At 51.8% G+C, this 10,756-nt stretch carries 9 protein-coding genes; 2 read left to right on the top strand and 7 right to left on the bottom strand.

What is annotated here, in order from left to right:
• Positions 1-12: 12 nt before the first annotated feature.
• From parC to nudF, 7 genes are all read right to left on the bottom strand, one after another.
• On the bottom strand, positions 13-2,322 hold the full coding sequence (gene parC, locus R3187_RS04215; protein ID WP_318965454.1) for a DNA topoisomerase IV subunit A: 2,310 nt from the start codon (positions 2,320-2,322) through the stop codon (positions 13-15).
• 58 nt (positions 2,323-2,380) lie between these two features.
• A complete protein-coding gene (locus R3187_RS04220) occupies positions 2,381-3,721 on the bottom strand; it encodes a tetratricopeptide repeat protein (RefSeq protein WP_318965455.1) in 1,341 nt (446 codons plus the stop codon).
• Positions 3,722-3,824: 103 nt separating this feature from the next.
• On the bottom strand, positions 3,825-5,717 hold the full coding sequence (parE, locus tag R3187_RS04225; RefSeq protein ID WP_318965456.1) for a DNA topoisomerase IV subunit B: 1,893 nt from the start codon (positions 5,715-5,717) through the stop codon (positions 3,825-3,827).
• Positions 5,718-5,736: 19 nt separating this feature from the next.
• On the bottom strand, positions 5,737-6,327 hold the full coding sequence (locus tag R3187_RS04230) for a YqiA/YcfP family alpha/beta fold hydrolase (protein WP_318965457.1): 591 nt from the start codon (positions 6,325-6,327) through the stop codon (positions 5,737-5,739).
• Between the two features lie 24 nt (positions 6,328-6,351).
• Positions 6,352-7,122, bottom strand: a complete 771-nt coding sequence (locus R3187_RS04235; RefSeq protein WP_318965458.1) for a metallophosphoesterase — start codon at positions 7,120-7,122, stop codon at positions 6,352-6,354.
• On the bottom strand, positions 7,122-7,577 hold the full coding sequence (locus tag R3187_RS04240; protein ID WP_318965459.1) for a DUF1249 domain-containing protein: 456 nt from the start codon (positions 7,575-7,577) through the stop codon (positions 7,122-7,124). Before R3187_RS04240 ends, R3187_RS04235 begins: the two co-directional genes overlap by 1 nt.
• The gene (gene nudF / locus R3187_RS04245) at positions 7,564-8,211 is read right to left on the bottom strand and encodes an ADP-ribose diphosphatase (RefSeq protein ID WP_318965460.1); all 648 of its coding nucleotides are present in this window, start codon (positions 8,209-8,211) and stop codon (positions 7,564-7,566) included. The genes R3187_RS04240 and nudF overlap by 14 nt, the downstream gene beginning before the upstream one ends.
• Before the next feature lie 116 nt (positions 8,212-8,327).
• Here nudF and tolC point away from each other — a divergent pair, with 116 nt between their 5' ends.
• On the top strand, positions 8,328-9,686 hold the full coding sequence (gene tolC / locus R3187_RS04250) for an outer membrane channel protein TolC (RefSeq protein WP_318965461.1): 1,359 nt from the start codon (positions 8,328-8,330) through the stop codon (positions 9,684-9,686).
• A gap of 109 nt (positions 9,687-9,795) precedes the next feature.
• Positions 9,796-10,755, top strand: a complete 960-nt coding sequence (gene lpxL / locus R3187_RS04255) for an LpxL/LpxP family Kdo(2)-lipid IV(A) lauroyl/palmitoleoyl acyltransferase (RefSeq protein ID WP_318965462.1) — start codon at positions 9,796-9,798, stop codon at positions 10,753-10,755.
• The last annotated feature ends 1 nt before the right edge of the window (position 10,756 follow it).

Raw genomic sequence — 10,756 nt, forward strand, 5'->3', positions numbered from 1 at the left:
AGTATAGCGGCTTTAGTTGTCACTGCTGGTTTGATCACTGGCTGTTTCATCAGCTGGCATACTGTCGGCAGCGCCCTGTTGCAACTGTACTTCATCAATCCGCTGCAAACCCCGCGGCAGCTTATTACCACGCCGGCCCCGCTCACCGCGATAATGCTCTAAATCAGCAGTTTTCAGGCTGAGTTTGCGCTTACCCGCCACCAGGGTAACGCCGCCATCGGCCGGCACCACCGCCAGCTGACAAACGTACTCCTCCCGACTGGCAGCACGGGCTGACGGAATAGACATCAGCTTGTTGCCCTTACCTTTACTGAGCTTGGGTAACTCGCTGATCGGGAACACCAGCATCCGGCCTTCGTTCGAGATACACAGCAGCAAATCGGTATCGGGCTGTTTTACCACTAACGGCGGCAACACTTTAGCACCGACCGGCAAGCTGAGTACGGCTTTACCCGCTTTATTGCGGCTGAGTAAATCACTGTATTCAGCTACAAAGCCATAGCCGGCATCACTGGCCAGCAGCAATGGCCGTTTTTCATCCCCTAATAACACATGATCGACCGTTTCGCCGGCGACGATGGTAAAGCGGCCACTGAGGGGTTCACCCTGGCCGCGGGCAGAGGGCAGCTCATGCGCTTCGGTGGCATAACTGCGGCCACTGGAATCGATAAACACTGCCTGCTGATTAGAACGGCCACTGGCCATCGCCTTAAAGGCATCCCCCGCCTTGTAACTTAGGGCATTGCCATCAACATCATGCCCCTTGGCACAGCGCACCCAGCCTTTTTCCGACAGTACTACCGTTACCGGCTCGCTGGGCAGTAATTCTTTTTCGCTAAGGGCTTTCGCTTCTTCGCGGGTCACCAGCGGGCTGCGTCGCTCATCACCGTATTTTTCGGCATCGGCCAGCAACTCATCGCGGATAAGTTTGGTCAGTTTTTTCTCCGAACCTAAAATACTTTGCAACTTATCGCGCTCTTTAGTTAATGCATCCTGCTCGCCGCGGATTTTCATCTCTTCTAACTTTGCCAGGTGGCGCAGTTTTAATTCAAGAATGGCTTCTGCCTGGCGTTCACTGAGCGAAAATGCCTTAATCAGCTCTGGCTTGGGCTCATCATAAGTGCGGATTATCCGGATCACTTCGTCGATATTTAAAAAGGCAGTTAATAAACCTTCTAATACATGCAGCCGGTCGAGTACTTTGTCCAGCCGGTACTGCAGACGGCGACGTACCGTGTCACGACGGAAACTGAGCCACTCGGTCAGAATTTCCAGCAGGTTTTTTACCCGCGGCCGCTGATCCAGCCCCAGAATATTTAAGTTAACCCGGTAGCTGCGCTCTAAATCGGTTGTGGCAAACAAATGCTGCATCAGCTGCTCAATATCCACCCGGTTGGAACGTGGCACTATGACAATCCGGGTCGGGTTTTCATGATCAGACTCATCCCGTAAATCACTGACCATTGGCAATTTTTTCGCCTGCATCTGGCCGGCGATTTGCTCCAGAATTTTGGCACCTGAAGTCTGGTGTGGCAGTGCGGTCAGCACAATATCGCCATCTTCCAGCTGATAGACCGCCCGCATTTTTATGCTACCGCGACCGCTTTGATAAATCGCAGCGATATCACTGGCCGGGCTGATAATTTCAGCATCGGTCGGGTAATCCGGGCCTTTAACATACTGCATTAAATCAGTGATGCTGCTTTGCGGGTTATCGAGTAAGGCCGCGCAGGCATTAGCCACTTCGCGCACATTATGCGGTGGAATATCGGTTGCCATACCAACGGCGATACCGGTAATGCCGTTAAGCAAAATATGCGGCAGGCGAGCCGGCAAGACTTTCGGCTCTTCCAGGGTACCATCAAAATTGGGTGACCAGTCGGTGGTACCCGATCCCAGCTCTGATAACAACACTTCACTGAAGCGGGATAATTTGGCTTCGGTATAACGCATGGCGGCAAAGGATTTCGGATCATCCGGTGCGCCCCAGTTGCCCTGACCATCGACCAGCGGATAGCGGTATGAAAACGGCTGTGCCATCAGCACCATGGCTTCATAACAGGCACTGTCGCCATGCGGATGGAACTTACCCAGCACATCACCGACGGTACGGGCCGACTTTTTATATTTGGCCAGATGCGATAAACCCAGCTCTGACATCGCGTAAATAATACGCCGCTGCACCGGTTTTAAGCCATCACCAATATGCGGTAAGGCACGGTCCATAATGACGTACATCGAATAATTTAAATAGGCTTCTTCAGTAAAGCGGCGTAGCGGCAACTGCTCTACACCGTCCTGGGATAACACCGTTTCTGTCATGCCGGTTCCTGTTATTAGTAAACTGATTTCGTTGCAGCTAAATCGTTATATGGCTGATTTACAGCGGTAAATCGGTATTTTTTCTGTTGGCTTTACCGGCACGCCGGGAGAACTGCCACAATACTATGCCCAGTAAAATCAGGCTTGTGCAGCCCAGAATCGCCAGCCATAGCATCTGGATCTGCCGCTTGCGTTCCACTTCCTGCAAGCGCAGGGCTTTTAATTCATTTTCCGCTTCCAGTAAGCTGGTGCGTACCCGCTGGCGTTCGCTGTCAAACTCCAGCCGCATGTGCTCCAGCGCTAGCTCATTTTCTTTATTACGCAGCTGCTGAAAGCCGTCAATAAAATCATTTAGCGTCAGGTAAGCTTTCTGATACTGGTCCTGCTGCGCCAACAGCTCTGCGCGCAGCAAGGTAATCGCCAGCATAACATGGTCGGCTTGCTCGGCCGGCTCTCTGGCCGCCTGCTCTGCCAGCATCACTTGTTGCATTGCCAGCGAGGTTTGTTCTAGGTCGCGATAAATAAGTGCTTTTTCATAATGATGCGACTGCACATGATAACTTGACTGTAAATGGGTCAGATATTGCTCGGCTTTTTCGATATAACCCAGTGCCGTCTCGGTGCGGCCCATTTCGGCACTGGTAATCGCCAGCCCCAGATAAGCATGGTATAAATTTACGCTGTCATTGGCTGCCAGACTGCGCTGCAACATCTGATTAAAGTGGTCCAGCGCCTGCTGATACTGTTCCTGATAGCTGTAGGTACGGGCCAGATTAAACAACACCGCAATTTCATTTTTAACCCAGCCCAGTTGCTGATAAAGCCCCAGCGCCCGTTGCAGAAACTCCAGCGCATCCGCTTCAAATGCCAGCGACGAATACATTAAACCCAGCTGGGCATTAACCTCAGCCAGAATTTCCGGGTCCTGCAGGATTTCAGCCCGCTGATATACGTCTTTTAATAAAGTTAATGCCTGTTGATCATTATTCTGTTCACTGATAATGGCAGCCTGATTGATCAGGCCACGTAAAATCAGTTTCTCATTGTCCAGTAAGGTGGCTAACGCTGTGCCCTGCTGATAATGCTGTAACGCCTCTGTATGCTGAACCTGCATTTCCAGGGCATAGCCCAGCTCATACCATACTTCCACTTTCAGCGCCGACTCCGAGTTCTGCAATAATTCCAGCGCCTGGCGGGCCGCCTGTTGTTGCTGCTGGTGCCGGCCAAGCGCGCTATACAACGCAGCCTGCTGGCGTAACCAGTAAGCCTTAACGTTATCCGGTTGGCTGGCAAACTCACTTTGCCGCTCGGTAAGCCGTGCCAGACTTTGCTCAGGCTGACGGTGCTTCATACTGTCAAGCTCGAGCAGCCAGCCCGGGATTGGCTCAGCCTGTAGCATAAAATTGATGCAGAGGCATAAAAGCAGTAGTAAGTTGCGGCAGATTCTCATCAAAACAGTTTCACATCCTTTATTCTGTTATCCAGGCATTCCGGCCGCAGCGCTACGCAATCAGCGCCCGGTCACCTTTTAACTCCAGCCAGTCGCGCCGATCGGTCGCCCGTTTTTTTGCCAGCAACATATCCATTAGTTCCATGGTCTGGGCCACATCATCAATGGTTAACTGCACCAGACGCCGGGTATTCGGGTCCATTGTCGTTTCCCGCAGTTGCAGTGGGTTCATTTCGCCCAGGCCTTTGAAGCGCTGCACGTTAACCTTGCCGCGCTTTTTCTCAGCTTCTATCCTATCCAGCACACCGGTTTTTTCATCTTCATCCAGCGCATAATAGACATCTTTCCCAATATCTATCCGGTAAAGGGGCGGCATGGCAACATACACATGGCCGGCGGCCACCAGGGTGCTGAAATGGCGCATAAACAGGGCACAAAGTAAGGTGGCGATATGCAGACCATCTGAGTCGGCATCGGCCAGAATACAGATTTTGCCATAACGCAGCCCGGTTAAATCCTGACTGTCAGGGTCGATACCAATGGCTACCGAGATATCATGCACTTCCTGCGAGGCCAGAATTTGGCCCGATTCCACTTCCCAGGTATTTAAAATTTTACCGCGTAACGGCATCACTGCCTGAAACTCGCGATCCCGGGCCTGTTTGGCACTGCCACCGGCAGAGTCACCCTCGACCAGAAATAATTCCGTCTGGTTTAAATCCTGGGCCGAGCAATCGGTTAACTTGCCGGGCAGCGCCGGACCCGACGTGACTTTTTTGCGGATAATTTTCTTGGCCGCTTTTAACCGTTTCTGCGCATTGTTAATACAGAAATCCGCCAGGGCCAGCGCAATATCGGTATGCTCGTTTAACCACAGGCTAAAGGCATCTTTTACAATGCCCGAGACAAAAGCGGCGCACTGCCGCGAAGACAAGCGCTCTTTAGTCTGGCCGGCGAATTGCGGATCCTGCATTTTTACGCTCAGCACGTAGCTGCAGCGGTCCCAGACATCTTCCGGCGATAGCTTAATGCCGCGTGGCAGCAGGGTGCGGTATTCACAGAATTCACGTAACGCTTCCAGTAAGCCCTGGCGTAAACCATTAACATGGGTACCGCCCTGGGCGGTCGGAATTAAGTTAACGTAACTTTCAGTAACCAGCTCGCCGCCCTCGGGCAGCCACAGTAGCGCCCACTCTACCGCTTCCTGAGAGCCACTGAAGTTGCCGACAAAAGGCTGTTCCGGCAGCGCGACATAGTTTTGTACCGCCTCTGCCAGATAATCGCGAATGCCGGCCTGATAACACCAGCTGTATTGCTGCTGGTTTACCTTGTCATCAAATTTAACCGTTAGCCCCGGACACAATACTGCCTTGGCTTTAAGCACATGCAGCAGGCGGCTGACTGAAAATTTCGGTGAATCAAAATAAGAAGGCGTGGGCCAGAACCTGAGTCGGGTACCGGTATTGCGTTTACCGACGGTGCCGGTAACGGCCAGCTCTGTCACTTTATTACCATGCTCAAAGGCAATATCGTATACGTTACCATCACGGCGAATACTAACATCTACCCGGCTTGATAACGCATTGACCACAGAAATGCCGACCCCGTGCAAACCGCCGGAGAACTGGTAGTTTTTATTGGAGAACTTACCGCCGGCATGCAGGCGGCACATAATCAGCTCGACACCCGACACGCCCTCTTCCGGGTGAATATCAACCGGCATACCACGACCGTTATCGATGACTTCCAAAGACTGGTCGTCATGCAAAATAACCTGCACTAAATCGGCATGACCGGCCAGCGCTTCATCGACGCTGTTATCGATGACTTCCTGGGCAAGATGGTTTGGTCGGGTGGTATCGGTATACATGCCCGGACGGCGCTGTACTGGCTCAAGCCCGGTTAAAACTTCAATCGATTCGGCGTTGTACAGTTGTTCTGTCATATTTTTTGTCACTGTCTAATCACTGGGAGCCTGCACTGGCAGGCGGCACTAACTGGCAAAATTCAGCAATGGCCGGCAGATAATCGGCAAAACCGATAAAGCTGTGGTCGCCACCCTTTACTACGTGTTGCCGGGCGCCCTGATAATAGCTATCGGCTTTGCGGTAATCTAACACTTCATCACCGCTTTGCAACAGCACTAAATAGTTTGCAGGCTGTTGCAAGCGTACCGGCATCAGTTGCTCCAGCGCTGCCATATGCTGTTGCTGCACAGTAAAATGGCGCTGCAATACCGGATGATAATAGTCTCCCAGATAACCTGTCAGCACCTGATGTGGCGCCACAGCCGGATTAATTACACAGGCCCGGCACTGATAACGTTCGGCCATCACCGTCGCCAGAAAGCCACCAAGTGAACTGCCGATAATGGCAGTCGGCGGCGCGCTGCTCATCGCTGTTGTTAACTGCGCTATCGCTTCAGCCGGGGTATAGGCTAAATCCATCGCAACAAAAGGGTGTGCCGGATAGTGTCTGGCAAAAAACGTTTTGGCCTGTACTGCTTTAACCGACAGCGATGAGCTGGCAAAGCCATGCAAATAGTAAAGGGTCAACGCTGCGCTCTCCTGTTAACCAAGTTATTCACTGACAGTAATAAATTGCCAGCTAACCTGGCCATTTGCAGCAAACTGCCACTGACAATACATGGGCCCCCGATCCAAAGTGTGCCAGCTGTCCTGCTGACAAAACTGCACTGAGCTGGCCGGGCAACCAACCAGCTGAATGGCTTGATGCTGCCGGGTATAGCCGTGGTGACAATGGCCATGGGCCAGCCCTTTTACCCGGGGCTCTGTCGCCAGCAATTGCCAGAACGGTCCGGCATCCTGCCAGCCATGCTTATCAATGGCACTGCCAACCGGCAGCGGGTGATGATGACTGAACAACCAGAAATGATCAGCGCTGCTGCAGGCAAAACGTTGTGCCAGTTCATCGCGTCTTGCTGCACCGAAATATCCGGCTGGCGTCTCGCCTTTGGTATCCAGTAGCAGTAACTGCCAGTCGGCAAGCTGCAAACTGGTTGCATTTAGCAGAGGCGGCTGAGCAGCTAACCAGTTAAGATTTTGATAATCATCATGATTGCCCGGCAGCACCAGCACCGGACAGCGCAGTGGCGCAAGCAAATGAGCCAGCAACTGATAGGATTCAGCACTGTGGTCCTGGCTTAAATCGCCACTAAGGATTATCGCATCGGGCGGACTGGCGCAATTGGCAATGGCCCGGATAGCGCGCTGCAGATAACGGCCGGGCTTCACCCCCTGATACTCGCCGTCGATACTGGCCAGCAAGTGGCAGTCGCTTAACTGAATTATCTGATAATGCGTTTTGCCGGTTAACTGCACTACTGTCATTACTGCAGCTCCACCGCAGCATTATAGCCCTGACTGATACAGAGTTTCAGCCAGTCAGCCAGTAACTGGTTTATCTGCCGTTTTTCATCAGGTTGCATCATTTGCGGATTAGGATAGGGATAACGCGCAGCAAACTGGCGATAACGGGCTACCCGCACCACTTCGGCCAGGCGGGCGTCATGGTAAAGCTGCACATCAAAACCGGTGCTCAGATAGGTATTGCCAGATGCTGTTTTGTCATTGCTGACCAGTTCAATTTGCACCCGGGTGGTAAAGGGCCCGCATTCCAGCACCGTTAACTGATAGCGGTGCTGTGCAGTAATGGCAATATGCCACTGCAGGCCGGGTTTAAAACCGGCTGGTAATAAGCGGCTTAAGCGGGCGAAGTTGCGCTCGCACAAACTTAAAAAATCGGGTAACTGCGGCTGATATTGCCGCGGTTTAGTCAACAGCATTATGACTCCAGGCGCGTTGCACCTCGGTTAAATGTAAACTCAGCCACTGCAGTGCAATGACGCTGGCAGCATTGTCAATTTTGCCCTCTGCCAGCAATTGCATGGCGTCAGTACGGGACAATAACTGCACTTTAATATCTTCATGCTCAGCGGCCAGACCATAAATGCCAGGTAAAACAGCGCGGGTTAACCGGCCAAGATACAACTGCACCCGTTCTGTACTGCCCCCCGGGCTGGAAAAATAACTAAGCATAGGCCAAAGTTCGCCAAGCTCAAGCCCGGCCTCTTCCAGCGCCTCACGCCGGGCTGTTTGCTCGGCGCTCTGGTTTTTATCTATCATACCGGCAATAATTTCCAGCAACCAGGGGCTGCGGTTTTCAATCATCGCACCGGCCCGAAACTGTTCAATCAGCACCAGCTCATCGGTTTGTGGATTATAAGGTAACACAGCAACCGCATGGCCCCGCTCAAAAATCTCCCTCACCATGGTGTTGCTCCAGCCACCGCCATACAGTTTATGACGCAGCTGGCAACGCTCAACCCGGAAAAAACCCTGAAAAACCGTGCTTTTATCGATTATCTCTACATCTTGCGCGGCAAATGATGGATAATCGGTGTTATTGACTTCAGACATGTCTGCCCTCACATTTTGTTACACTCTTGACGGTAACTTTACGGTTTAATCCTGACTTAGTTTACCGTAACAGGTTATCATTTGGGCAGTTTCCGTTAAGCCAGGACTTGGTGATTATGAAAAAAACGATTTTAAGTACTTTAATTCTGTCATCGCTGACCGTTTTCAGCGTTAGCGCCTTTGCTGAAAATTTAGCCACTGTTTATCAGCTGGCCACTCAGAAAGATCCGCAGCTATTACGGGCAGAAGCCGTTCGTAATGCCGCCAGAGAGCGGATTGATATTTCCAAAGCCCGCTTGCTACCACAGGTAAATCTTACAGCGGGTTACAGCAGAAGTATGCGCGAAAGCCAAGCATTCATTGGAGACGATCTGGTTAACCTTGAAATAGAATCCAAGGGTTGGAGTGCACAGGTTGGGTTAAGTCAGTCAATATTTGACTGGACCAACTGGGAAAACCTTAATACCGCCGAAAAACTGGCGTTGCAAAGTCAGGCCATTCTGGATGCCGAAATGCAGGGCTTAATTGTCCGCGTTTCACAGGCTTATTTTAATGTGCTTAAAGCTGTCGATGATTTAGGCTTTGCCGAAGCGGAAAAAAAGGCGATTGAACGCCAGCTGGAGCAAACCAAGCAACGCTTTGCGGTAGGCTTAACCGCTATTACCGATGTGCATGAAGCTCAGGCGCAGTATGACAGTGCCGTTGCAAGAGAAATAGCCGCCCAGAATATGCTGGAAACCGCCCGCGAAACGTTGCGCGAAATTACCGGTCAGTATCATAGCGAACTGGCCAGTTTAGATACCAGCAAATTTGATACCGTGCAGCCATCGCCTGCTACTGCGGATGCCTGGGTCAATATCGCCGAAGAAAAGAACCTGAATATCAAAGCCAATAAGCTGGCGCTGGATGTGGCGCAGAATGATATTGAAATTGCCAAAGCCGGTCACTATCCCACTCTGAACCTCGAAGCAAGCTATGGCACAGAGGATGGCGAAGCAGATAGAAAATTTGCTGGCATGGTGCAAAGTAGTAATCCGCCGCGATTTGATAATAACAGTATCGGTTTAAATTTAAGGGTACCGTTATATAGTGGCGGCGGCACCGTAGCGGCAACTGATGTGGCCCGAGCCAACTATGTCGCTGCCAGTCAGGATTTAGAGCAAAGCTACCGCACTGCAGTGCGCCAGGTGCGGGTATCGTTTAACGATATTAACGCCAATATTGCTACTATCCGCGCCCTGCAACAAGCCGTGGTGTCGGCAGAAAGCGCCTTAAATGCCACTGATGCCGGCTTTGAAGTCGGCACCCGGACTATTGTTGATGTGCTGCAAAGTACCCGTAATTTGTTTGAAGCACGCCGTAATCTGGCCGGTGCCCGTTACAATTATGTTATTGCGATTCTGTCGCTGAAACAGGCTGCTGGCAACCTGTCCGAGCAGGACCTGCTGGCGATAAATCAGGCATTAACCGAGTAATCCCTGCTAAGGTTCACCGCCCTGGCGGTGAACCTCCTACCAGTTTGGCCTTTTCTGGCCGGTTTTTTCCGTTACAATAGCCCCATTATTTTCTGATGAGACAGCCGCTGTGGTTAATGCTCCCCGTTTTAGCTGGCGTTTTTTACTGCCAAAATACTGGTTATTATGGCTGGGTGTCGGCCTGATGTGGCTGATAAGCTGGCTGCCTTACCGGTTATTAATGCTGATGGGAACGGGGGTCGGTGCACTGCTGTATAAACTTATGTCCTCCCGGCGTAACGTCGCGGCCCGCAATATTGCCCTGTGTTTTCCTGATATGCCGGCAGCACAGCAACAGGCGCTGCTTAAAGCGAATTTTGCCGAATCAGGTAAAGCCTTGTTTGAAACACTTATTGGCTGGTGGTGGCCAAACTGGCGGGTGCGTAAACTGGCCCATTTTCAGGGCTACCATCATATTGAAGCAGCGTTAGCAGAAGGCAAAGGCGTACTGCTGCTGGCGGGGCATTTCCTGCATCTGGAAGCTGCCTGCCGGGTATTTGGTTTAACCCACCCCAGCGTTGGCTTTTACCGGCCCCACAACAACCCGTTAATGGATTACCTGCAATACCATGGCCGCAACCGTGCCAATAAATATATGGTAGGTAAACGCGATGTGAAAGGATTAATTCAGGCCCTGAACCAGCAGGAGGTATGTTTTTACCTGCCGGATCAGGACTATGGCCGCAACCGCGCCGAATTTGTGCCGTTTTTTGCTGTGGCAGAAACCGCTACCACCACCGGTACCCTGTTGTTTGCCAATGCTGCCAACTGTGTGGTGATCCCGGTCTATACTTATCGTTTACCGGGTTATCAGGGCTATCAAATTGAAGTGCTGCCGCCACTGGCTGATTTCCCCAGCGGCGATGATAAAACCGATGTCACCCGGGTGAATCAATGGGTTGAGCAGGCAGTACTGAACCATCCGGAGCAATACATGTGGTTACACCGTCGTTTTAAAACCCGGCCATCGCCGGACGACCCGTCGTTGTATAAGCCGGCAATTGCCGCCAGCAGTGGCCGGGGGCAATAGT

The organism is Arsukibacterium sp., from assembly GCF_033721375.1.
Classification (GTDB): domain Bacteria; phylum Pseudomonadota; class Gammaproteobacteria; order Enterobacterales; family Alteromonadaceae; genus Alishewanella.

What these genes read in the sequence shown, in the direction of transcription:
- parC (WP_318965454.1), bottom strand. Translation starts at nt 2,322, where the DNA reads ATGACAGAAACGGTGTTATCCCAGGACGGTGTAGAGCAGTTGCCGCTA.
- R3187_RS04220 (WP_318965455.1), bottom strand. Translation starts at nt 3,721, where the DNA reads ATGCTACAGGCTGAGCCAATCCCGGGCTGGCTGCTCGAGCTTGACAGT.
- parE (WP_318965456.1), bottom strand. Translation starts at nt 5,717, where the DNA reads ATGACAGAACAACTGTACAACGCCGAATCGATTGAAGTTTTAACCGGG.
- R3187_RS04235 (WP_318965458.1), bottom strand. Translation starts at nt 7,122, where the DNA reads ATGACAGTAGTGCAGTTAACCGGCAAAACGCATTATCAGATAATTCAG.
- R3187_RS04240 (WP_318965459.1), bottom strand. Translation starts at nt 7,577, where the DNA reads ATGCTGTTGACTAAACCGCGGCAATATCAGCCGCAGTTACCCGATTTT.
- nudF (WP_318965460.1), bottom strand. Translation starts at nt 8,211, where the DNA reads ATGTCTGAAGTCAATAACACCGATTATCCATCATTTGCCGCGCAAGAT.
- tolC (WP_318965461.1), top strand. Translation starts at nt 8,328, where the DNA reads ATGAAAAAAACGATTTTAAGTACTTTAATTCTGTCATCGCTGACCGTT.